At 37.1% G+C, this 23,538-nt stretch carries 20 protein-coding genes, 1 rRNA gene and 1 other RNA gene; 16 read left to right on the forward strand and 6 right to left on the reverse strand.

All coding sequences use genetic code 11. The features are described 5' to 3' along the window. Nucleotides 1-1,209, reverse strand: coding sequence for a Ger(x)C family spore germination protein (locus D569_RS0118270; RefSeq protein WP_018933879.1), 1,209 nt, complete (start codon nt 1,207-1,209; stop codon nt 1-3). A gap of 26 nt (nt 1,210-1,235) precedes the next feature. Continuing rightward, nucleotides 1,236-2,822, reverse strand: a complete 1,587-nt coding sequence (locus D569_RS0118275; protein WP_018933880.1) for a spore germination protein — start codon at nt 2,820-2,822, stop codon at nt 1,236-1,238. A gap of 824 nt (nt 2,823-3,646) precedes the next feature. Here D569_RS0118275 and ggt point away from each other — a divergent pair. Continuing rightward, the gene (gene ggt / locus D569_RS0118280; protein ID WP_018933881.1) at nt 3,647-5,425 is read left to right on the forward strand and encodes a gamma-glutamyltransferase; all 1,779 of its coding nucleotides are present in this window, start codon (nt 3,647-3,649) and stop codon (nt 5,423-5,425) included. A gap of 261 nt (nt 5,426-5,686) precedes the next feature. Here the strand turns inward: ggt and hmpA are convergent, their stop codons facing one another. Next, the gene (gene hmpA / locus D569_RS0118285; RefSeq protein ID WP_018933882.1) at nt 5,687-6,910 is read right to left on the reverse strand and encodes an NO-inducible flavohemoprotein; all 1,224 of its coding nucleotides are present in this window, start codon (nt 6,908-6,910) and stop codon (nt 5,687-5,689) included. A gap of 235 nt (nt 6,911-7,145) precedes the next feature. On the opposite strand from hmpA, the gene D569_RS0118290 reads away from it, so the two are divergent. Next, nucleotides 7,146-7,589: an RrF2 family transcriptional regulator gene (locus D569_RS0118290; RefSeq protein ID WP_018933883.1), complete on the forward strand. Its 444-nt coding sequence runs from the start codon at nt 7,146-7,148 to the stop codon at nt 7,587-7,589. A 26-nt stretch (nt 7,590-7,615) separates the two neighbouring features. Here D569_RS0118290 and D569_RS0118295 read toward each other — a convergent pair whose 3' ends face one another. From D569_RS0118295 to tadA, 3 genes are all read right to left on the reverse strand, one after another. Continuing rightward, a complete protein-coding gene (locus D569_RS0118295) occupies nt 7,616-8,905 on the reverse strand; it encodes a glycoside hydrolase family 18 protein (RefSeq protein ID WP_018933884.1) in 1,290 nt (429 codons plus the stop codon). 85 nt (nt 8,906-8,990) lie between these two features. Next, on the reverse strand, nt 8,991-9,512 hold the full coding sequence (locus D569_RS0118300) for a cysteine hydrolase family protein (RefSeq protein ID WP_018933885.1): 522 nt from the start codon (nt 9,510-9,512) through the stop codon (nt 8,991-8,993). 45 nt (nt 9,513-9,557) lie between these two features. Further along, on the reverse strand, nt 9,558-10,055 hold the full coding sequence (gene tadA, locus D569_RS0118305; protein ID WP_018933886.1) for a tRNA adenosine(34) deaminase TadA: 498 nt from the start codon (nt 10,053-10,055) through the stop codon (nt 9,558-9,560). A gap of 453 nt (nt 10,056-10,508) precedes the next feature. Between tadA and D569_RS0118310 the strand changes: the two genes are divergently transcribed. The 14 genes from D569_RS0118310 to D569_RS0118375 all read left to right on the forward strand — a co-directional run. Next, on the forward strand, nt 10,509-11,852 hold the full coding sequence (locus D569_RS0118310; RefSeq protein WP_018933887.1) for an ABC transporter substrate-binding protein: 1,344 nt from the start codon (nt 10,509-10,511) through the stop codon (nt 11,850-11,852). Between the two features lie 83 nt (nt 11,853-11,935). Beyond that, nucleotides 11,936-12,892: a carbohydrate ABC transporter permease gene (locus D569_RS0118315; RefSeq protein ID WP_018933888.1), complete on the forward strand. Its 957-nt coding sequence runs from the start codon at nt 11,936-11,938 to the stop codon at nt 12,890-12,892. After that, the gene (locus tag D569_RS0118320; RefSeq protein ID WP_018933889.1) at nt 12,892-13,734 is read left to right on the forward strand and encodes a carbohydrate ABC transporter permease; all 843 of its coding nucleotides are present in this window, start codon (nt 12,892-12,894) and stop codon (nt 13,732-13,734) included. The genes D569_RS0118315 and D569_RS0118320 overlap by 1 nt, the downstream gene beginning before the upstream one ends. A 98-nt stretch (nt 13,735-13,832) precedes the next feature. Beyond that, nucleotides 13,833-14,444, forward strand: coding sequence for a YesL family protein (locus tag D569_RS0118325; protein WP_018933890.1), 612 nt, complete (start codon nt 13,833-13,835; stop codon nt 14,442-14,444). 139 nt (nt 14,445-14,583) lie between these two features. Then, an RNA gene (gene ffs / locus D569_RS24140) (signal recognition particle sRNA large type) lies at nt 14,584-14,849 on the forward strand. 268 nt (nt 14,850-15,117) lie between these two features. Then, on the forward strand, nt 15,118-16,821 hold the full coding sequence (gene dnaX, locus D569_RS0118335) for a DNA polymerase III subunit gamma/tau (RefSeq protein ID WP_018933892.1): 1,704 nt from the start codon (nt 15,118-15,120) through the stop codon (nt 16,819-16,821). Between the two features lie 29 nt (nt 16,822-16,850). Next, nucleotides 16,851-17,174, forward strand: coding sequence for a YbaB/EbfC family nucleoid-associated protein (locus D569_RS0118340; protein ID WP_018933893.1), 324 nt, complete (start codon nt 16,851-16,853; stop codon nt 17,172-17,174). Between the two features lie 10 nt (nt 17,175-17,184). After that, the gene (gene recR, locus D569_RS0118345; RefSeq protein ID WP_018933894.1) at nt 17,185-17,781 is read left to right on the forward strand and encodes a recombination mediator RecR; all 597 of its coding nucleotides are present in this window, start codon (nt 17,185-17,187) and stop codon (nt 17,779-17,781) included. A gap of 15 nt (nt 17,782-17,796) precedes the next feature. Next, nucleotides 17,797-18,012, forward strand: coding sequence for a YaaL family protein (locus tag D569_RS0118350; protein ID WP_018933895.1), 216 nt, complete (start codon nt 17,797-17,799; stop codon nt 18,010-18,012). Between the two features lie 71 nt (nt 18,013-18,083). Beyond that, nucleotides 18,084-18,344 (forward strand): pro-sigmaK processing inhibitor BofA family protein, encoded by a 261-nt coding sequence (locus tag D569_RS0118355; RefSeq protein WP_018933896.1) that lies wholly within the window; start codon nt 18,084-18,086, stop codon nt 18,342-18,344. Between the two features lie 487 nt (nt 18,345-18,831). Further along, nucleotides 18,832-19,680: a putative beta-lysine N-acetyltransferase gene (ablB, locus tag D569_RS0118360; RefSeq protein WP_018933897.1), complete on the forward strand. Its 849-nt coding sequence runs from the start codon at nt 18,832-18,834 to the stop codon at nt 19,678-19,680. A 45-nt stretch (nt 19,681-19,725) separates the two neighbouring features. After that, a complete protein-coding gene (locus D569_RS0118365; protein WP_018933898.1) occupies nt 19,726-21,069 on the forward strand; it encodes an ATP-grasp domain-containing protein in 1,344 nt (447 codons plus the stop codon). Nucleotides 21,070-21,172: 103 nt separating this feature from the next. After that, nucleotides 21,173-23,146, forward strand: coding sequence for a hypothetical protein (locus D569_RS0118370; protein ID WP_018933899.1), 1,974 nt, complete (start codon nt 21,173-21,175; stop codon nt 23,144-23,146). Between the two features lie 308 nt (nt 23,147-23,454). Next, nucleotides 23,455-23,538: ribosomal RNA gene (locus tag D569_RS0118375) — 16S ribosomal RNA — on the forward strand; the annotation flags it as partial.

Here is a 23,538-nt window from a genome sequence, read left to right on the forward strand (position 1 = left end):
TTATTCCTCATTTTCTGTTTTTCGATTGATTATGTCATAAATTGGTTTAGATATCATACCAGCTCTCTTTAATTCTATTTCAGCATTTACTTCGGTAGAGACGTTTGAAAAGAGTGAACCCCAGTCATCCTCAATTGTTCTCCATTGATGTGGGTGTGAACGTTTAATTGCTTGACCAAAGCCGAAAATATCACTATTAAAATCTTTTGCTTTCTTAATACTTTGTTCTATAAGGTCTTTAGTCTTTTGTTCGAGTTTTTTTTCTATTTTTTCTATGTTTTTTGGGTTAGAAAGATCTATTTTACACTCTACGTCCCCCACATTTGCTTTCACTTGGACATCTATCTTTACACTTGGTTGTCCATTCTTCCATAAACCTTGTAAGTCTGTTATTGATTGGATAGTTTCAGCTGAAAGGGTACCCCCATCTTCACAATTCACCCATCCTACTGTGTTAGTAACATTGTCAGTAATATAATTAAATCCCTTACTTTCATCTTCATTTAACCATCCAATTAGCTTGTCTCCTCGAAACACACCCATGCTATTGAGGTGAACTTTTACTGGTGCATTGGAATATTCTGTGTTCTTCATTTTCATTCCTGTTTCTGGGTCACCCTCCATATATATCCCTGTTAAGACAGCTTCCATTCCTTTCGATGAGATCATATCAACAAATTCATTTAATTGAACTTCTTTTGTCGGTGCCCAGAAATCCTCGGAGGATTGAATACTTGATTCTATTTTGGTGGCTGGAATCTGTTCGAGAGGTGTTAAGATACTAACTAATGTTTTCGCACTTGTACCTTGAGCAACAGCAATGTCGAAATCTGTACGTAATTCATGATCTCGCACCAAAAAATCTAATGTTTTACCAACCCCTTCTCTTGCTAATTCTTCGCCATAGACAATTAATTGCAAGTGACTTAAATGAATTTTCCTAGGTGAGGTTTTGGTTATTCTTCTTAATGCTTCAAAAATTGATGTACCCGTTGCAGAGTAGGTGGAAATCGTTGCTCGATCGGATCGCGTGTCTCCAGCAATTTCACTTGGGTTTAATACTTGAATAGTTACTTTATAATTGTCGTTATCTTTATCGATCGCCATAGCTGTTGCAATCGTAATATCGGTTAATTCCCTTGCACTCCAACATCCAGTAAGCAGGAGGAGAAGGATAGAGATTGACGACATTTTTGTTAAATAATTCATATCTGTTCCTTCCTCAATCGAAAAAATTAGTGATTTTTTTTATTCCTTGGTGTTTGTGGTTGTTTCGTTTTTTCTCGAGTTATATTTTGTTGATTAATCAGTCGTGGTCTTGAAAGTAAACTCCACCTTGGCAAGCGAATCAGTGCATCTTTCTGATCGGCAGGTGCAAAAGGTGCAAAAGGTGTTAAGTAAGGAATACCAAACGACCGTAGACTCGTCAGATGTAACACCAAAATTAACAACCCAATAAAAATGCCGAACAAACCAAATGAAGCTGCAATAATCATGAACAAAAATCGTAGCATTCTAACACTAATTGCTAAATTGTAACTAGGGAAGATGAAGCTCGAAATTGCTGTTAAAGAGACAACTATGACCATCGTTGCAGAAACAATTCCAGCATCAACTGCTGCCTGGCCTAAAACTAGTGCTCCAACAATCGAAATGGCTGATCCAATAGGATTTGGCAACCTAATACCAGCCTCTCTTAGCAACTCGAACGTAATCTCCATGATTAGTGCTTCAATAAGTGCTGGGAAAGGAATCCCCTCTCTTTGAGCAGCTAAGCTAATCAATAAGGTTGTAGGTATCATTTCTTGATGAAATGTTGTTAATGCGATATAAATAGATGGAGTTAGTAGGGCTAGAAAAAAGGAAATAAATCGCAATAGCCTTGTTAAGCTAGCAATATCACTTCTTTGATAATAATCTTCACTAGATTGAAAAAAGTCCAGAAAAAGCGATGGAACTAATAAGACGAAAGGTGTGCCATCTACTATAATAGCTACCCGGCCCTCCAATATTCCCGCACTTATCGAGTCAGGTCTTTCGCTATTTATTATTGTTGGAAAAGGTGTGTATGTTTCATCTTGAATCAGTTCTTCGATGTAACCACTCTCTAAGATGGAGTCAATATCAATTTTTTGTAATCTTGACTTAACCTCATCGACTATATCTGAGTTTACGACGCCATGTAGATAAGCAATGGTTACTTTTGTTTGTGTTTTTCGTCCGTAAGTAAAGGATTCTAGCCAAAGGTTGGGATCTTTTATTCTTTTTCGTATTAAAGCTGTATTAACATTGATCGATTCTGTAAAGGCATCTCTAGGCCCTCGAACTAAATCCTGTGTCTTCGGGGATTCTACGGAGCGTTCACTTGCTCCTTTTGAACCAATGGCAAAGCCTTGAGCCACCCCATCTATCAATAAAATAGTGTCGCCTATTAATAAGTGTTCGAATATTTTTTTAAAAGTATATATTTCCGTTAATTCGGCAGCAGAAATTGAATAGTGTTGGACAAATTGTAACAAAGAAAGGCTTTTATCTATTTCATATTGTTTAAAATTATCTATTAGTGGATCCAAAAGATAATGTTGCACAGTTTCCTTATCAACTAGTCCATCCATGTAAATAATAATGGCTTTAGTAGGATTGCTTTTCCCGAGTTGAAAGTGACGGGTAACAATGTCCGAACTGTTACCTAATGTCTTTAGAATATAATCCAAATTATTATTTAATACTTTTAATAAATCTTCATCAAAGGCTGATGAAATATTCTCCTGATAGATATGCTTGTTTGTACGTGATATGTTTTTACTTCTTCGTTTAATCATAATTTTTAACCTCTATGAATTTGTTGTATTATCTTAATTTAGGCTCCATGTTATATAATAAATTCATAACGTTAGTGTGATTCATGAAAGACAAATATATGTATAGAAGCCAAATTAATTCTTTGCTGAATGAACCTTCCTATCCCTTGCACCGACGAGGCCTATGACAAAGCGTTACTAGAGATCGCAAGTGCATTATAGTGCATACGTGTCTTGCCTCTACTTTGCTGATTTTTTTTAGTTAAAGTTAAAGAAGTAATAAACGGGAAGTGATCCTAATATTTCTACATAAAAAGGATAAAACGTTGGAAATAATGGAGACAGAACGAAGACACTCGTGGGGATCACGAGAGCTGAAGCTTCACTAGGTCAAGTGAGTTTCCTTAACAAGTTAGTTGAAGCTTAGTCCGTGGGCTTAGAAGACACTTCAAAAGCGAATGTTGCTAGAGCAGAGTATTCTGTCGGAGCGGTAGACCTGCACTCTCTATAGAATGGATAACAGGAAGCAAATTACTAATACGCATTTTGTATCTATATTAAATTAGTTAAATATGGGAAAACCGGTGATTTTTCCTATTTTTGTGTTAGAGATGGACGGTGAGACATTTCACTTAAACGAGATGATGTTTTTACTAATAGATTTCCAATAGTAGAATTAGGACAAACTTACTTGACAGTTTTAAAAACAAGACAAAAGAACTGTTTTTTGTATTTTAGAAGGAAATGGTGAAAGAAAGCGCGAATTTGTTATAACAATTAATTCCTGAAAGAGGGATTACCTAAGCTAAGTATTGCTACTATCCATATTAGGGAGGAGAAATTGTATGAAAAAGTTGTACAAGCAAATCACATTTTTGTGTTTAATTTTTATTGTTACAGCAGGAACCCTTCCAACCGCTGCATGGGCAGCAAAGTACGATACGGATTATGAAAACTTTGATTTAGTTGCTACCTCAAATGGAGGAATGGTATCGACATCTCATGGAATAGCAACGCAGGTAGGTGCCGATGTTCTGAAAAAGGGCGGTAATGCAATGGATGCCGCCATTGCCATCCAGTTTGCATTAAACGTCGTGGAGCCTATGATGTCTGGAATCGGTGGTGGCGGTTTTATGATGGTTTACAATGGTGAAACGGATGAAACAACTATTGTAAATAGTCGTGAACGTGCTCCGGCTGGTGCAACTCCAGACATGTTTTTAGATGACAATGGTAATCCTATTCCTTTTAGTCAGCGAATCACACAAGGGACAGCCGTAGGTGTTCCAGGGACTTTAAAAGGATTAGAAACAGCTCATGAAAAGTGGGGAACTCTTCCTTTTCAACAATTGATTGGACCTGCAATTAAGCTTGCTAAGAATGGCTTTCCTGTAGATGATTATCTTGCTCAATCTATTGCGAACAACGAAAGTAAAATACGAAGGACGGCAGCTCAAGAAGTATTTCTTCCAAATGGAGAACCACTGCAAGAAGGTGAGATTCTTATTCAGGAAGATTTAGCAAAAACATTTAAATTGATCCGCGCAAAGGGGACGGATGTTTTTTATAAAGGTGAAATTGCAGAAGCTCTGACTACAACCGTCCAAGAATTTGGTGGTTCCATGACCGTTGATGATTTAGCACAATATGATTTGACGATAGATGAACCGGTATGGGGCGAATTTCAAGGATATGACATTGCCAGTATGCCACCTCCAAGCTCTGGTGGAGTATTTCTTCTTCAAATGTTGGGGATTCTAGATGATTTTGATTTATCCCAGTACGAATCAAGATCTTGGGAAAAATATCATTTATTAGCGGAAACGATGCATTTGGCATATGCTGACCGTGCTGCATATGCTGGAGATCCGGAATTTGTTGATATTCCCGTTAACGGTCTTCTTCATCCCGATTACCTTGCTGAACGAAGGGCGCTAATTGATTTAGAATCTATTAATCAAACTCCAACAGCTGGTGATCCATGGTCATATGAGCATGCATCACCTGATTATGAGATCACAGAACAGCCAGATGATAGAGAATATGGAGAAACGACACATTTTACTGTGGCTGACAAATATGGAAATGTTGTTTCATATACTACAACGATTGAACAAGTATTTGGTACTGGAATTATGGTGCCAGGCTATGGAATTATGTTGAACAATGAGTTAACCGACTTTGATGCTGTACCAGGTGGTGCGAATGAGGTACAGCCTAATAAACGTCCGTTGAGCAGTATGACACCAACGATCGTATTTGAAGATGATCAACCTGTATTAACGGTTGGTTCTCCTGGCGGTCCTACTATTATTACTTCCGTCTTGCAAACGATTATTAATGTGGTTGAATATGGAATGGAACCAGAAGATGCTGTTGCAGAACCTAGGATTTATACGAACAATCTGAACTCCTATCGCTATGAAAATGGTATCGGAAGTGAGGTTATCAATCAATTAAATTCTATGGGGCATCAATTCGGGTCTTCTCCAACAAGCATTGGTAATGTTCAAAGTATTTTACTTGATCATGATAGAGGATTATTAAAAGGTGTGGCAGATAATAGAAGAAACGGAGCGGCAATTGGAGTCGATTTATACGGAAATGGTAAAGGTAAACAATAAATAAAGTAAAGAGAGCGGGACATTACTAAATAGGTAGAACGAAAATCCGAACAATCTAAACTAAGCGTAGGCAAAATACGTAGACTCCTGTGGAAACAGCCCGAGTCGAAGATCCACTGTGTGAAGTGTTCTTCTTCACACAGTTAGCTGAGGCCGTGCCCACGGAAAGCGAAGTATTTTGCCGAAGCAGTTGTGTATTCAGAAAATATTGTTCTTTTTCCTATCTATTTACTCTTTTGTCCCAGCCTCTTACTTTATGAACTATGCTTCTAAATCTCCTTTAGGGCCGAAGAATTCATAATGAATATCTTCTTCATCCACCTGCCAATCCTTTAATGCCTTATAAATCGCCTTCATAAATGGCTCAGGACCACAGAAGTAGAAAGATGCCTCACTCGTTGGCAAAACAGATTGTAACCATGCTAAATCGATAAAACCTGTTTTATCACAAGCATTAGCATCTTCAGGTTTTTCATAAATAGTAAAAGTATGAACATGGTCATGCTGATCCGCAATTTGCTTCACAGTATCCTTTAAACCATGCACTCTTTCATGTTGTGCGGCATGAATATAATAAACTTCACGATTAGGCTGTTGTGTTACGACTGTTTCTAACATACTCGTTAACGGTGTTAGACCAACACCACCACTGATTAATACTAGTGGCTTCTTCGCCTGATTAAGTACAAAATCCCCAGCAGGTGCACTAAGTTCTATCACGTCTCCTTCGTGAATGGACTCATGAAGATAGGTAGATACTACTCCGTCAGGGCTATCTCCAATTCCATCTTCTCTTTTTACACTAATACGGAAAAATTCTTTATTTGGTCTGCAGGATAAACTGTATTGACGCTGACAAGTGTATGGAATCGATGGTATATCGACTTTTACTGTTATATATTGACCAGCCTCAAAATCTGGTAGAAGCCCATGATCAGCTGGTTTCAAATAGAAAGAGGTAATTACATCACTTTCCTTCACTTTTTGAATGACACGAAAGTCACGATACCCAATCCATCCCCCTGGTTTCTGTTCAGTTTCTTCATACATTTCTTTTTCGACTTCAATAAAAGCATTGGCAATCACATCATATGCTTTTGCCCAAGCTGTAATAATTTCATCTGTTGCTGCATCTTTCAAGACATCCTTCATGGCCTTTAGTAGATTTTCACCAACAATTGGATAATGCACTGGTTTAATGTTCAAACTCCGATGTTTATGTGCAACTTGATTTACAACAGGCAAAATGTTTTCTAATTGGTCAATATTTGCTGCAGCAGCATATACTGCGTTTGCTAATGCTTGGGGTTGTTTCCCCTTTCGTTGATTAGTCTGGTTAAAAATATTTTTCAATTCCGGATGGTTGGTAAAAAGTAATTGATAAAACCTCGAAGTAATCGCAGTTCCATGTTCAGCTAGTACAGGAACTGTAGCTTTTACTGTTTCAATGGTTTTCGCTTCAAGCGCTTGAGTAGATTGTGACATCACGAACACTCCTTGTGAATTAAATTTAAGCCCATTTTTCGACTTAGTTTTACTCATTCGATCTTTCATCAAACATAAATTATAAACATGCATTTAAAATACATGTTTAATTATATAAAAAGTTTGGAAAGTTTTTCAATAGCCTGTTGGCTAAATATATGACAATTCTGTTAAAAGGCGAGATAGCGATTTTGACTATTTTCGGGTAAAATGGAGTAGAGAAGGGGAGTATTTCATGCGTTTAAAAAAATACACAGACTTTGCATTGCGAGTTTTGATTTATACAGGAACGAGTGAAAGAAAAGTAAGCATAAAAGAAATATCGGAGACTTTTTATATATCAACCGAGCATATCCGCAAAGTAGTTCACCAACTAAGTGTGGAAGGATATATCAATACAACACGGGGACGAAATGGCGGCATTCTATTGATGAAAGATCCGGATGAGATAAATATTGGAGAAGTCATTCGTTTAATGGAAAATGACTTCTATTTGGTGGAATGTTTTGACGGGGAGAATAATCGATGTGCGATTACACCTGCCTGTAAATTACGATCAGTTGTAGGAGATGCGATGCGTGCCTTTTTTGAAGTGTTAAATCAATATACTTTAGCAGATTTGATTGTGAACAAAGATGATTTAAGAACATTAATGGATATAAAAGAGGAGCAATCATAACTAGATTACTCCTCTGTTTATTAAAGCTATCCTCTTTTTTTTATTGTAAATTGATCTTCGAGTAACAACCAATTTTGTGGAAAGGCCAACCCTAGTTTCCAATAACTGATCCCTCGTAAATTTTTTTCTTTAATAAGATCAAATTTAGCTTGAATGGAGCGTGCATCCTCAAACCAGACTTCGTGCTCTTCTCCATTCTGATCTGTATAATTAAAATAAGGAGCTTGTGCTTCTTCATCATACAGGATCGATTGATTGTTTTCTCTAGCGATTTGGATTCCTTGTTGTGGACTAATAGCTTGTGCCATTTCACCACCAGGTTCATAGGGAAGTGTCCAGTCATAACCATACAGATTTTGACCTAATAATATTTTTTCTGGTGGCATTTCTGTTAAGGCATAATTAACGACGTCCCGGACAGGGCCAATCGGTGAAACGGCCATTGGAGGGCCACCACTATATCCCCATTCGTATGTCATCAAGACAACAAAATCAACAATTTCTCCGTGTGCGCCATAATCATGAGCCTCATACCATTCTCCTTGTTGTTCAGCACTTGTTTTAGGTGCAAGTGCAGTTGATACCAATAGTCCTTCTTGATGTAATCGAGTGGTTGCCTTTTCCAAAAAGCTGCGATAGTCCTCACGATTTTCAGGAGGTAAAAATTCAAAATCAAAATGAATATCTCCAAAACCAATTTCCTGAGCAGTTTGAATAATTTGGTCGAGTAAATTATTTTGGACGGTTTCATCAGTTAAAATGATTCGACCTAATTCTGCGCTAAAAGCACCTTCTTCGAGATTGGTAACAACAAGCATCAGTGTAGCATTATGTTCGTTTGCAATAGCTGCAAATTGATTTAATGGGGGAGCACTTAAGTTTCCTTGTCGGTCTACTTGGTAGGAGAAAGGAGCTAAGTAGGTTAAGTTACCTGCATGTTTTCGCGCCGCATTTTCCAGCGTTTCTGAGACCGTCCCTCCAGTGGGTTCGACATAGGCATTGACTTCAATTGAAGATTTAGCAGGTTCTGGTATATATAATGTCATCCCGACAGAAAGTGGTTGATACATATTGATTTGATTGATACTAGCAAGTTCAGCGGCAGATATACCAAACCTTTGGCCAATTGTATATAAACTATCACCTGGTCTGACGACATAAAAGCGTCCATAAATTGGGATAACAAGTGCTTGACCAACAACTAGCGACAATTCGGGATCTATTTCATTTGCATTGGCAATCGATTCATAGGAAGTTCCAAATTGATTGGCTATTTGATATAAACTATCCCCCTGTTTTACTACATAAATTTGCACGAAAAGTTCTCCTTTCTAATAAAAAGATGTTCTCTATTTATTTTTATGATAAGAAAGGAGAAATAGAACATAGTGGCATGAATATTTAAATGGGTTTCGTTTCGGCATTAAATACTTCTGCCATAAGTTTAATGGCTTCCTGGTTATGTCTTTCGGTATTCGATGCAACACAATTTTCCGGAACATGTAGTGTATAACCACGCATATGGGCATCATTGGCGGTAAATAGCACACAAATATTCCCTGCAATGCCTGCAATTATTAAGTGACTTATCTCTAATTGTTCTAATAAAGAACGTAATGGTGTGCGAAAAAAGCCTGACATTTGAGGCTTCATAATAAAGTAATCTTCTTTGTTCGGCATTCCTTGTTCAATGATGTCTTCATTTCTTGATGATAAACATGTCTGGGCAATTTGTTTGAAATCTGTTTCCCATGTATCATAATGATCATTAATATAAATGATCGGATAATTACGTTCTTTTGCATATTGCTTTAACCTCTTAATGTTCGGTAAAATCTTTCTCGTATTGTTTAAAAGTAAATCTCCTTCATGAAATGTAAAATCATTGATTAAATCAATGAATAATACAGCTGTTTTATTCATGCTCACACCTCAGTTCTTCTGTTGTCTAGATACTTTTTCGTCTGTTTAGGATGGATCAATCGTATTTTTATTTATCATTTTTTCTTGTCTTTTCTTTTGTCGCAATGCTTTAAAGAAGTCTGATAATAGTTGGCTGGACTCTTCTTCCATTACACCAGCTACTACATCTACTTGATGATTAAAACGCTCATCCTCCAGGAAATTGTATAAGGAACCGGCACATCCTGCTTTTTTATCTTTTGCCCCATATACAACACGTGATATTCTTGATTGCAATATAGCACCTGCACACATTGGACATGGTTCTAAAGTGACATATAATGTACAATCTTCTAGTCGCCAACTACCTAGTACTTGATTTGCCTTATCTATTGCAAGCATTTCCGCATGAGAGTTGGTCGTCTGCAATTTTTCTCGTAAATTAAATGCCGTTGCAATCACTTCTTCTTGATAAACGATTACAGCCCCAATCGGTACTTCTCCCAGCACCTCAGCCTTTTTCGCCTCTTCTAGGGCTATTAACATATATTCCTGATCTGTCATTATCATCCCACACTTTTGATATTTACTACTATAGTGCAGAAAAAAACGTGGAAGTTCAAGCTTTATAGTACTCATCTTTAGTAAAGTATAAGCTTTTTGTGTAATCATCTAAAATAACTTATTAATTACCTTTTTACATATTTGAAAATCAAAATAAAACAAAAACATTAATTAAAGTTGTATGATTTTAGAGTATTAGTTATTACGTGTACCTTTAGAGCAATCAAAGTAAATAATGGTTGATTACTTGAACACACTATCTTTTAACATGTACGTATAAATTTAATGAAAACATTAAAGTAGTTATTGACAACTGGTTAATATAATGATAATCTCTATTTAAAGATGTTATTTATGAATAACAAATTAGTGATTCAAAGTCTATCATGCATGGTAGTAAGTATAATTTTTTTGTAACATTTGAAAGCGTTTCATAAAATAGGGGGTATTAAGATGAAGAAAAGTTTACTCATTTTACTTTTAGGTTTATTGTCTGTAGCTTTAGTAGCTTGTGGCGGAGGCGGAGATGATGATTCCGCTGGTGAAGCAGAAGAAGTAGAAGTAATTGGTGAAGATATTGAAGATGCAACAGAAATAACATTTTGGACATTCGTAGGACAACACGTTGATCTTTACAGTGATGCAGCAGAACGATGGAATGAAGAAAATCCAGATCGAGCAATTAAATTAGTTGCAGAAACGTATCCGTTTGAGCAAATGCACAACAATTTATTGTTAGCGATTCAATCTGGTCAAGGTGGTCCGGATATTGCTGATATCGAAATTGGACAATTCCCGAACTATTTACAAGGGGAAGTTCAGTTAGAGCCATTGAATGAATATGTAGAGCCAGTATTAGAGAATGCGGTAACATCAAGATTTGAAAACTATGCTAAAGATGGAAACTACTATGGTGTACCTACACACGTTGGTGCAACAGTAATGTTCTATAACACAGAAATTATGGATGAAGCTGGAGTAGACATTGATGCAATTGAAACATGGGATGACTTCGTAGCAGCTGGTGAACAAGTGGTAGCAAACACAGATTCCATGATGTGGAATGTCGGAACAGAGGATTGGTTAATGGATATGTGGCCAATGATTTCACAACAAGATTCCGATGCGTTTGATGAAAATGGTGAGTTAACATTAGATAATCAAACAAATATTGATACTCTACAATTCTTGCAAGATGTTATTTATGAACATGAAATCGCTGAAGTAACACCAGGTGGTATGAATCAATCAGAAGAGTTTTATGGATACTTCTCAGATGGAGGATCAGCTTCCATTTTAGCTCCATTATGGTATATGGGAAGATTCTTGGATAATATGCCTGATTTAGAAGGTAAAATTGCAATTCGTCCGATGCCAGCGTGGGAAGAAGGCGGAAAACGCTCTGCTGGTATGGGTGGAACAGGTACAGTTGTAACAAATCAATCTGAAGATGTAGAACTAGCAAAAGAATTTTTAGCATACGCTAAGCTTAGTGAAGAAGGTAATATTAACCTTTGGACAGTGTTAGGATTTGATCCACCACGTTGGGACACTTGGGAAAGTGAAGAAGTGCAAGCAGATAACAAATATTATGATTACTTCGGAGATGGAATCTTTGACATGCTTCTAGAAGTGCGAGATGACATCAATCAGTTGAACTTTACGGAGAATACACCAGATGTAATCAGTGAGTTCCATACAAATGTAACACAGCAAACGATCCGAAATGATTCTCAAACTCCGCAAGAAGCACTTGAACAAGCTGCAGACGCAGTAAGGTCAGAAATGGATCAATAATATGTTTCACTAACATTTTAGGAGACAGATTAGGTTAGAAAAATCTGTCTCCTAAATTAGATAAATCAAAAGGAGGTAATATCGTGTCATCTCCAGGTCAAGGATCTCATACAAGTGCTAGCTTAGAAAAAACAGCATATAAGGAACCGAACAAGTTTTTAAGATTCTTAAATTCAAAAAAAGTAGTTCCTTATATTTTTGTTTCACCATTTATTTTGTCTTTTTTAATTTTAACTCTTTATCCCGCTATTCACGGGATTATCATGAGTTTTCAAAGTATCTTACCAGGACAAGTTGAATTTATTGGATTAAGAAACTATGAACGGGTATTTAATCCGAATTTCTATAAAGCGTTATCCAATACAACGATCTATGTAATACTGACCGTTATTATCTTAACGCTTGTTCCAATGCTTTTAGCCATATTACTAAACTCTAAATTAGTAAAATTTAAAACGATTTTTAGAGCCTCTATTTTCATTCCAGCTTTAACTTCAACCATTGTTGGTGGTATGATTTTCAGGTTAATGTTTAGTGAGGCAGATTCATCTGTAGCTAATCAAATTGTAAACTTTTTAGGAATGGAATCGATTGACTGGCGCTACAATGCTTGGTCTGCGATGTTCCTAATGGTGATCTTAGCTTCATGGCGCTGGATTGGTGTCAATGTCTTATATTTCTTAGCACAGCTTCAAAATATATCCGATGAATTATACGAAGCAGCGGATATTGATGGTGCTAGTGCATTTCAGAAATTAAGATATATTACCATTCCACACTTAAAACCGATTACGATTTTTGTTAGTACAATTACGATCATTAATGGATTTAGAATGTTTGAAGAAAGTTTCGTCTTCTGGGAAACAAGTTCACCAGGGAATATCGGTTTAACGGTAGTAGGTTACATCTATCAACAAGGGATCGGGCAAAACGATATGGGATTCGGTTCTGCTATCGGAGTTGTCCTCATGTTAATAATCTTTGTTATTAGTATTATTAACTTAATAGCAACAGGTACGTTCAAACGAGGTGATGAATAATGGATACCAACAAGAAAAATAGTGGATTGACGTGGGTAGCCACTGTTGGGTTTGCGCTCATCTCATTAATCATATTATTTCCGATTATTGGATTGTTGATTTCGTCCTTTCGACCATCATCAGATCTAATGCGAGATGGCATTACATTTAGTATTGATTTTAGTCAATTAAACATGGATAACTATATGTATATCTTCCAACAAGCTGCTTCTTATTGGAGCTGGTATGGGAACAGTTTAATTATTTCGGCGTTGACAATTGTACTATCTTTATTCTTTTCGTCGATGGTTGGTTATGCGTTAGCTGTTTACGATTTTAAAGGAAGAAACTTATTCTTCGTATTAGTATTATTGATTTTAATGATTCCGTTTGAGATACTAATGCTTCCTTTATATCAAATGATGGTAGGTGCACAGTTAGTGGACAGTTATTTTGCGGTAGTTCTTCCGTTAATCGTCGCGCCTGTTGCAGTATTCTTCTTCCGGCAATATGCTACAGGTCTGCCAACAGCGTTGATGGACGCAGCTAGGATAGATGGAAGTACTGAATACGGGATATACTTTAAGATTATGCTTCCGTTAATGGGGCCTTCGCTGGCAGCAATGGCGATTTTGCAAGGACTAGCTAGTTGGAACAACTTCCTATGGCCGTTGCTTGTATTGCGTTCAAATGATATGTTTACACTTCCGATTGGGTTAGCAACACTACTAACTCCATATGGGAATAACTATGATATCTTAATCGCGGGATCTGTTTTAACTATTATTCCAATCGTTATTTTGTTTATTTTCTTCCAACGTTACTTTGTTGCAGGATTAACGTCTGGCGGTGTAAAAGGATAACAGATTGTCTACTAGTTGAAAGCCATAGTATGCTACGAAGACTATGGCTTTTTTTTCGTGTTATAATAGTAGTAAAGTGTAGAAGGATGGCTTAAATCATGAACGGCAAATTTATAACAACAACATTAGATAAAGTATTTGTATGGACAACTAAATTAGCATTATTAAATATACTTTGGATCGCTTTTACCTTAATAGGGTTAGGTGTTCTCGGTGTGTTTCCAGCAACAGCTGCAGCACTTGGAGTAGTTAGAAAGTGGTTAATGGGTGATAAGGATATCCATATTTGGTCGACTTTTAAAAAGGTATACAAAGAAGAATTTAAGTACGCGAATATGATCGGGTGGATTCTTGCAATTATTGGCTTTTTGTTCTATTTAAATTTTGAGGTCATTAGCAGTTCCCAGGAAGAGATACTATTTGTTGTCCCATTTATCTTCTACTTCCTTTTATTTCTTTATTTCACTATGGTAATCTGGGCATTTCCGCTTATTGTTCATAACTATGCTTCTGTTATTCAACAATTAAAAAATGCCTTAATTATTGGAATATCCAAAATCCATATTACGATTACAATCATGTTACTGATGTTTTCCACTATGTTTTTTTCGTTGGAATTTCCGGTGCTTTTAGTTTTTTTTACTTTTAGTTTACTGGCGCTGATTTGGATGTGGCTAACCCTTCGAGTGTTTGTGAAGGTTTTCCAGTAGTGTAAAGAATAAAACGGTTATGGGTGAAGTTAATATGGAAGAAATTAGATGTTGTTTTCGATTGCATTTTCTCTAAAAAAAGGTTATACTAATATTTGCGCTTTTAAATTGGGCGCAATTGAATATGTTAGTAAATTTGCCGTGCTAGGTGGGGAGGTAGCGGTGCCCTGTACTCGCAATCCGCTATAGCGAGACTGAATGCCTTGCTGAGGTGCCATCACTTTAAGGTCTGCCTTAAGGGAGTAGTGTTGACACTCGGGTCCTGCGCAACAGGAACTTGTGAACCATGTCAGGTCCGGAAGGAAGCAGCATTAAGCGAATCCTCCTGTGTGCCGCAGGGAAGCCTGGGTCGAGCTATCAACTTGAGTAACGCTTGAGGTGATGTCATCGAAGCTTGGTGCACGGCGTTAAATAAAAAAGATTCAACCTCTTGTAATTATACAAGAGGTTTTTGTTATATTAGAGGTTGAATGTAAAGTGTCAGAGATGGCCACTAATTCAAGGTTTTAAGTTTCTTTTACAGACCATATGGACAGAAAGGTTGAAATAGCGTCCATAAGTTTGATCAAAGATCAGATAAACGTTCCACTCAATTATTACTCGTTTTTCGAGCTTGGATTTGATACAATAAAATGAGGAAGAAATCGATGATTATTAGTAAAGGGGATCAGTTATGGGCTATCAAGCATTATATCGTGTCTGGCGTCCAAAGAATTTCGAAGATGTAGTAGGACAAGTACATATTACTCGTACCTTACAAAATGCGATCATGCAAGATAAGTTTACCCATGCTTACCTTTTTTCAGGTCCCCGAGGTACGGGAAAAACAAGTGCGGCTAAGATATTTGCCAAAGCAGTTAACTGTCAGAATGGGCCATCCTTAGAGCCATGTAATCAATGTGATGCATGTATTGGGATTCAGGATGGCTCCATTTCAGATGTGGTAGAAATTGATGCAGCTTCTAATAATGGTGTTGAACAGATCAGGGATATTCGTGACAAAGTAAAATATGCCCCAAGTGCGGTAACGTATAAAGTGTATATTATTGATGAAGTTCATATGCTATCCATTGGTGCGTTTAATGCGTTGTTAAAGACATTAGAAGAACCACCTAAACACGTTATCTTTGTGTTAGCGACAACGGAGCCACATAAAATTCCGTTAACCATTATCTCGAGATGCCAACGATTTGATTTTAAACGAATCGCTCAATCGGCTATGGTTGATCGTATGAAGAAGATTATTGAAGCGGAAGAAATTGCTGTGACAGAGGAAGCGTTAGAGGCGGTTGCCCTATCTGCTGAAGGTGGTATGCGTGATGCGTTGAGTTTGTTAGATCAAGCTATTTCTTATAGTGAAGATCAAGTAACAATTGATGACGTACTCGCTGTAACTGGATCTGTTTCACAAGCTAAATTGGCAAAAGTCGTCAGTGCGATGCATACAAATGAAGTGAAAGCAACATTACTGGAGATTGACGGGATGATCCAGGAAGGTAAGGATCCTGGTCGTTTTGTTTTTGATCTTATCTACTATTTGCGTGATATATTGTTATATCAGACGGCCCCATCTCTCGAAAATGTACTGGAGCGGGCAATTGTTGATGAGTCTTTTAAAGAATTATCAGGAAAGCTTGATGCTGAATGGATTCAAATAGCAATCAAAGAATTAAATCAATGTCAGCAGGAAATTAAGTGGACGAATAGTCCAAAAGTTTTTATTGAAGTAGCCGTATTAAAAATCTGCAATCAAGAAACTGGTGCAAAAACAGATGTTGCTTCAATGCCTGCAGTAGAACAGTTAAATGAAAAGATTCGAAAATTAGAACAGCAACTGACGAACATTCAGAAACAACCAAGTCAAGCTGCACAAACGGAAAGAAAGCAGCCTGCGCCGAAACGAAGTACATCAACGAACCGTAATGGTTATAAAGTACCTTATGACAGAATTAGACATGTTTTGAATGACGCTTCTAAGGCTGCGATTCAAAAAGTTAGATTGCAGTGGCCTGCTTTCATGGATGCTTTAAAGAAACAAAGTGCCCCGGCACATGCGACCATACAAAATAGTAAGCCGAGTGCAGCGTCAGAAGATATAATTATTATTGCTTTTCGATATGAAATTCACTGTTCACTTGCATTAGAGCATAAACAAACGATAGAATTAATGTTATCTGAGGCTATCGGGCAGAATGTATCTTTTATTCCAATTCCAGAAGCTGAATGGACTAGTTTACGTGAAGAATATGTTCGTAAACAAAAACAACAAGATGACGGTGCGGATGAATCGGATAGCTCTTCATCAGAAGAAGAAGATCCGGTAGTAGATGCTGCCAGGGAGTTAGTCGGTGATGACTTATTAGAAATACATGATTAAAAAATAGATCTATATTAGGAGGGTTTTCCATGCGTGGTGGAGGAAACATGAATAAAATGATGAAACAAATGCAGAAAATGCAAAAGGATATGATGAAAGCTCAAGAAGAGTTACAAGAAATGACGTTTGAAGCTACCGCTGGTGGTGGAATGGTAAAAGTAGTAGCGAATGGAAAGAAGGAAATTACCGATATTGAAATCAAGGAAGAAGTAGTAGATCCAGATGATATCGAAATGCTACAAGACCTTATTTTAGCAGCAACAAATGAAGTGCTTAAAGAAGTAGAAGATAAAACAAATGATACGATGGGCAAATTTACTAAAGGATTAAATTTACCTGGAGGCATGTTCTAGGAGGGTTCTCATGTATTATCCCGAACCGATATCAAAGCTGATTGACAGCTTTACCAAACTGCCAGGAATCGGTCCAAAAACTGCCGTTCGCCTGGCTTTTTTTGTCTTAAATATGAAAGAAGATGATGTGTTGGACTTTGCAAAAGCGCTCGCCAACGCAAAGCGTGAATTGACACATTGCAGTACATGTGGGCATATTACAGATCAGGATCCGTGTGCCATTTGTCAGGATGATATGCGTGACCAGTCTTTAATATGTGTTGTGCAAGATCCAAAAGATGTCATTGCAATGGAAAAAATGAAAGAATTCAATGGTAAGTATCATGTCTTACATGGTGCGATATCTCCAATGGATGGGATTGGTCCGGAAGATATTAATGTACCATCATTGATTAACCGATTAAAAGATGAAGGAATAAAAGAATTAATTTTAGCAACGAACCCAAATATTGAAGGTGAAGCAACTGCGATGTATATCTCAAGATTGGTGAAGCCTTCGGGTATAAAAACTACACGAATTGCTCATGGTCTGCCAATGGGAGGGGATTTAGAGTATGCCGATGAGGTAACACTCTCCAAAGCATTAGAAGGCAGAAGAGAAGTGTAATAGTAGGTGAAGAATATGTTTCGTTCCAAAAAAATAAAAAAAGCAGAACTAGATCAAGAATTTTTAGATAAAATATTTCATTTGAAAAAGGAATGGAATTATTTAGAGGATATTTTGAATCGAAGCATTGAGCCGAGTGAACACGGTCAATTTGATTTAGCAATGACAAAGGCAAAGTACTTTTATTTACTAAGAGAAGCTAAAGTGCGAAAATTATCTGCTATTAAATAGTTTTGCTTCTATTTCTTGTTTTCTCTTCATATAGATAGAGTAATATTTTATATGTTAAAGGGGACAAGTATATGAATTGGTGGATTATAGCAGGAATAGTTGTATTAATTGTCATTTTGCTAACGAAAGGAATTCCGGTGAATTTCGTTAAAGGTAGTGGGCAAGTTGTGATGAAAGTTACAGTTGGTGTTTTATTTCTGTTCTTCTTTAACTTGTTTGGTGCATCTTTTGGATTGCATATACCCATCAATGTATTTACAGCGGTGATTGTCGGAATGTTAGGTATTCCAGGCATTGCTTGTTTAACTGCTATTAGTGTTTTTGTTATTTAATCATATGAATATTAGAAATAACTCTTCTATTTAGGAAGGGTTATTTTTTTTCTTCACATAATCCGTATACTGCGCAGTAACGAGGACAAGGAATTGCTCTCTTCCGTACTGAATTTAGATGAGTGCATAATCGTCGCTGCGGAAAAATACTCCCTTTCCGGGGGCACGGCCTCAGCTAACTTTGCAAAGAAAAACACTTGGTGAAGTGCCTTTCTTCACCAAGTTAGCTGAAGCCGAGCCCATGGAAAGCGCAGTATTCTGCCGGAGCGTATGTGAGCACTCATCATTAATCAGAATGGAAGAAGGCCTCACTCTACAAAATTTTCATTACTTCACAGTAAGTATCTAAAGCGATAAGAGACGGAATGGGTTTGGTATTATACATGGAAAATTAATTATTTTGATACGTATAGGTATGGTTAAAATTAGTACACTAAGTTTTGGGTTTTAAGAGTAGTCGTAACAATAAAAGGAGGAACTAGTGTGTATGAAAATGTTACAAAAATCAGCTTATGACCTCACCTTTTTTGGCCAACATATAACAGTAGAACCCACTAGCAGGCGAATAAAGGTATATCAACTCCCAATAGCAAAAAATATGGATACTTTTATGGATCGCTTGCAAAGGCTCTCAAGAGAAACCAATTGCGACAAATTAATTTTTTATGTATTACCTGATAACCAAGAGTTGATGAAGTCTTATAATGCTGATTATGAAGGTATGATTCAAGGTTTTTTTAATGGTGAAACAGCTCTAATTTATGCTATTTTTCTAAATTCTGATCGTAAACAATCAGTGGATTCAGAAGCAGAGAAACAGGTCATGCAAAACATTAAAGAACGAATAAAAGAAGGCTTCACTTTTGGTCTGCCAGAAGGGTATTCGATGAAGTGGGCAGAAAAAAAAGATGCTCCTCAAATGGCATTGTTGTATAAAACCGTATTTAAATCTTATCCCACCCCTATGAATGATCCTGAATTTATTAAGGAAATGATGCAAAATCAGGTCTATTTCTCGATTATTGAGAAAGAAGGTTCTGTTGTCAGTGCTTGTTCAGCAGATGTATTGCCTGATTACCAATCAGCTGAACTATCTGATTGTGCAACATATCCAAATCATCGCGGCAAACAGTTGTTATCCTACCAAGTATCTTGTTTGATACCAAGAGTAAAGCAATTAGGAATGAATGTATTATTTTCGTATTCACGTTCCGTATCTGTAGGGATGAACTTAGTGAATGTGAAACATGGATTTCAATATGGAGGCAAAATGATTCGAAATAGTAATATTGCCGGAAGCATGGAAAATATGAATATCTGGTACAAAATACTTTGATATCTAACACTCATCATAGAAGAGACAGAAAGGAAAGGGTTAAAGATGACATTTGATTTACCAAATCAAGACACTTCATTCAAAGTAAATGACCAAAAGGATCGTAAAATGATTCAACAAAAACAAACTGGACCAATAAAACTAAAGCATGTGAAACCTGCGAAAGGGAAGAAAATAGCACTTATCGGTTGGAGTATTCCAACAATGGAAGCGATGGATCGTATCCAGCGACCATATATTGTGGTGAGTTTGCCAGAGTTTCAAGACTATGCCGAAAAACATCAGATTCCTTTTTATGCTTGGCAATTTGATAAGGATATCGATTATGAGCAAGTATATCAGAAAGCTGAACCACTTTTTCAAGCATTACAGCAACTTGATGTTGATCATGCTATTCCATTATTTGAAGAAACAGTGGAATGGGCTGGTGCTTTAAATGCTTATTTTAGACAAGAGCCTAAACTTTTTCACCATTCTATTCTGTTTCGAGATAAAGCAATGATGAAACGTAGAGCCCATATTGGTGGACTTAAAGTGGGAGTGTTTGAAGAAGTAAACGACAGAGAACAGGTTCGTCAGTTTTTTCGACGAATCAATGCTTCCTTATTACGTCATCATGAAGAAGATCGTGATCCAATACATGTGAAAGCTTTAAATAAAGCGGGAGCTGCTGGTCACCGTATGATTCGGTCGGAAAAAGATATTGATACGAAACTTTCCGATGATAATTTTCCTAGTTTAGTGGAAAGTCATTTAAAAGGAATCGAAGTATCCTGTGAAGCCTTTATCCATCAAGGAAAATTATTGTTTTTAAATATTACGGAGTATATTGTGTTTGGTTATTCGATGATGGTACCTCCTTCACCAGAGATAGAGAAATATCGCCCAGCCATTCGCGAAGAAGTACAAAAGTTAGTGGATGCATTTGATATATCTTACGGTATTATTCACCCTGAGTTTTTTATTACGGATGATGAACAAGTATATTTTGGTGAAGTAGCATATCGGATTCCAGGTGGTCATATTTTTGACCTTATGCAGAAAACGTATGGATTTAATCCATATGAAGGACATATTCTTTGTTGTGATCCGAATACACCAGAGGAAAAGTTGAAGGATTTCTTTCCGAAGGAGGATCAATCGAATGGACATGCTGGCAGTTTCTTAGTCTATCCGAAGAAAAATACAGTACAAGGCGTCAATATTCCTGACGAGTTGGAGGAGCATCCAGGTTTTGATAAACATACATTATTTAAGCCGATGCAAGTAAAGGTACAGGATCAAGAGGGGTATGGTAATCATCTGGGGACTGTGTTTTTCCATCATGAAGATCATCAACATGTAAAGCAACCACTAGCCGATTATGTCGAACATGATTTTTTTCATTAAGAAGCAATATTATTAACGAAGTAAAAATATTGGTGAACAAAGTATAAGAACCGAAAGTTTCTTTGTAAGCCGAGTTTTTCTATTGTAAAGGAGCGTGTAATGAGTGAGTACTGAAGTAGAGACAAATCAATCGGAGACCTTTAAGCAAGCATTACAGGTGATGGAAGAAGCAGTACCATATGCGAAAAAAATGTATCAGTCGGATGTTTTACAGGCTGCCGCACGTTTAATGGATGAAGAGGATGGAATGGAAATTCTCTATCAACATGCGGACCGCTTCGATAAAGCTGGGGTTTTTGAAGGAGGACCGTGGGCAGAGCCTTCTAATCTGGAACCTCGACTGGTTTCAGGTTCTTTAATGGATAGTGGAATGACATCGATTGTGGAAATTTTAAGTGAACTGCGAATGGTCGCTATTGCTAAAGGGAAGTACAAACATGAGACGGTATCTAAGGATGACGCAAAACATTTTTTGGACGAAGTAATGGCTTTAAATGTAGATATACTATTTCCGGAAGAGACAGAAGCGGCTAGAATTGAAGGAAAACAAAAAGAAAAAAACAGAGCAGAAAAACTATTTCAATTTTTAGCAGATAAATTATCACTAGCATCTATTTCCGGTAAGATATTAGAGGAAATTGATGATCTTGTCGCTCAACGTCCGATTATGGTTAACCGCATTGTCAGTATGATTAACGATGCTAAGAAGTTATTGAAACAAACGATAGAAGAGAAGGAAAAAAGGGCGATTAAGCGATATGTCAATGCATTGTCAGGTCCAACAAAGAAAAGTAAAAAATACCAAGATCCCTGTGATTACCGTAAACAGTTAAAGGAAATGTCAGAACAGGAATTGGAAGAAGAAGCAAAAATATTTGCTAAAAGTATGCGGGAAACAGGGCTCGTCAGCAAGCATCACGTTGTCCTTGTTCGTTATTTAAACCGACATAATCAGAAGCTGCTACCAGTCGCAATGCAATTAAATAATAAAGGTAAAGCGAATTTAGAGGAATATATCGACATTGTTAGTGATTTAATTACGGTAGCTATTCATTTGCCAATGCGAAAATCTTTATATGGACTTGCTTGTGTGCTGGAGAGAGGAGTATTGTCCTCCACACCAGTTATTCCTGGTTTAAAAAGGTTGATAGAGCTGGATTTGCAACCAGAGGTTAGGAAAGTTTTGTTGAATTCGATCAATGATAATGAAGGAATAACAGCTAATGACATTATGCTTGCTGGGGTAATTAGTGTCCTCGGGCAACCACTTGGAGTTGGTCAAGGGATGAACCCTACATGTCAAACCGCACGTGGTATTAGCTTGTGGTCATTGCATGCTCCCGGTTATTTGCTGGAATTAATACCTCGAGCGGCAAGAGATGGAGATATTGATGTGCAATTTGAAGGACAGACTATACATTCTAAAAACCTCCATGAAGGATTAGTGCAAGATTTACATGAAGAATTAGATCCTGTATCACTTATTTTAGTACCTCATCTTGATCGTATATATGGTGAGTTGGTTAGACGATCAGAATTTAGAGGGGATGATGTCCACAAATGGGTCAATCCTGCTTTTTACGGAGATTGGATTTCGAGGGGATTTAGCTCCACGATTGATCCGCTGACTGGTTCCGTTGCGGATTACCCTGGATTTGTCCGTCTTTTTTATGCGACACATCATCCAGATTACAATAATGGCTATGAATTAATTTATCCAAACCCAGTTGGTATCTTTATAACCAATTCATTTGGAAACCTATTAGGATTGCATGCCGTTTCGATTCAACGTGTTGCCCGTGATTCTGACGGTAAATACCGTATCTATTTTTATAACCCGAATAATGATAGCGCACAAGTATGGGGGCAAGGGATTACTCCAACAGTTAAAGGACATGGAGAACTGCCTGGTGAATCTTCATTGCCATTCCATGAATTTGTAGCTAGGCTGTATGCTTTTCACTACAATCCATATGAACAAGGAGACGCATACGCAGTAGATAATCAGTATGTAGAAAAAGTGGAGAAGTTAGCAAGAGAAAGCTGGGGAGAGAAATACACTTGGGTGCAAATTTAATTCTATTATACCAAGGGGATTTTTCAACATTTCCCCTTGGAATATATTTCTAACGAATTTACCCTTGCATAATAATTAATCACCGTGTTATATTATTAATTGTCGCTGAAAACGACAGGACAAAAAACATCTCGGACAACTTAAAAAAACACAAAAAAAGTTGTTGACATTAAATGAATGAGATGGTATGATATAAAAGTTGTCGCAAAAAAGACAGCAAGCTTTGATCTTTGAAAACTGAACAAAACAACCAGTATGATTTTAAACATGAAACAAAAGCTAGCTTTTAGAAGCGAGCGCAAGTCAACTTTATTGAGAGTTTGATCTTGGCTCAGGACGAACGCTGGCGGCGTGCCTAATACATGCAAGTCGAGCGCGGGAAGCTTGTCTGA

It is taken from the genome of Gracilibacillus lacisalsi DSM 19029 (assembly GCF_000377765.1).
Classification (GTDB): Bacteria; Bacillota; Bacilli; order Bacillales; family Amphibacillaceae; genus Gracilibacillus; species Gracilibacillus lacisalsi.

What these genes read in the sequence shown, in the direction of transcription:
- D569_RS0118355 (WP_018933896.1), top strand. Translation starts at nt 18,084, where the DNA reads ATGAATTGGTGGATTATAGCAGGAATAGTTGTATTAATTGTCATTTTG.
- D569_RS0118350 (WP_018933895.1), top strand. Translation starts at nt 17,797, where the DNA reads ATGTTTCGTTCCAAAAAAATAAAAAAAGCAGAACTAGATCAAGAATTT.
- tadA (WP_018933886.1), bottom strand. Translation starts at nt 10,055, where the DNA reads ATGACAGATCAGGAATATATGTTAATAGCCCTAGAAGAGGCGAAAAAG.
- hmpA (WP_018933882.1), bottom strand. Translation starts at nt 6,910, where the DNA reads ATGTCACAATCTACTCAAGCGCTTGAAGCGAAAACCATTGAAACAGTA.
- dnaX (WP_018933892.1), top strand. Translation starts at nt 15,118, where the DNA reads ATGGGCTATCAAGCATTATATCGTGTCTGGCGTCCAAAGAATTTCGAA.
- D569_RS0118325 (WP_018933890.1), top strand. Translation starts at nt 13,833, where the DNA reads ATGAACGGCAAATTTATAACAACAACATTAGATAAAGTATTTGTATGG.
- D569_RS0118300 (WP_018933885.1), bottom strand. Translation starts at nt 9,512, where the DNA reads ATGAATAAAACAGCTGTATTATTCATTGATTTAATCAATGATTTTACA.
- D569_RS0118275 (WP_018933880.1), bottom strand. Translation starts at nt 2,822, where the DNA reads ATGATTAAACGAAGAAGTAAAAACATATCACGTACAAACAAGCATATC.
- D569_RS0118340 (WP_018933893.1), top strand. Translation starts at nt 16,851, where the DNA reads ATGCGTGGTGGAGGAAACATGAATAAAATGATGAAACAAATGCAGAAA.
- D569_RS0118270 (WP_018933879.1), bottom strand. Translation starts at nt 1,209, where the DNA reads ATGAATTATTTAACAAAAATGTCGTCAATCTCTATCCTTCTCCTCCTG.
- ablB (WP_018933897.1), top strand. Translation starts at nt 18,832, where the DNA reads ATGAAAATGTTACAAAAATCAGCTTATGACCTCACCTTTTTTGGCCAA.
- D569_RS0118310 (WP_018933887.1), top strand. Translation starts at nt 10,509, where the DNA reads ATGAAGAAAAGTTTACTCATTTTACTTTTAGGTTTATTGTCTGTAGCT.
- D569_RS0118290 (WP_018933883.1), top strand. Translation starts at nt 7,146, where the DNA reads ATGCGTTTAAAAAAATACACAGACTTTGCATTGCGAGTTTTGATTTAT.
- ggt (WP_018933881.1), top strand. Translation starts at nt 3,647, where the DNA reads ATGAAAAAGTTGTACAAGCAAATCACATTTTTGTGTTTAATTTTTATT.
- D569_RS0118365 (WP_018933898.1), top strand. Translation starts at nt 19,726, where the DNA reads ATGACATTTGATTTACCAAATCAAGACACTTCATTCAAAGTAAATGAC.
- recR (WP_018933894.1), top strand. Translation starts at nt 17,185, where the DNA reads ATGTATTATCCCGAACCGATATCAAAGCTGATTGACAGCTTTACCAAA.
- D569_RS0118320 (WP_018933889.1), top strand. Translation starts at nt 12,892, where the DNA reads ATGGATACCAACAAGAAAAATAGTGGATTGACGTGGGTAGCCACTGTT.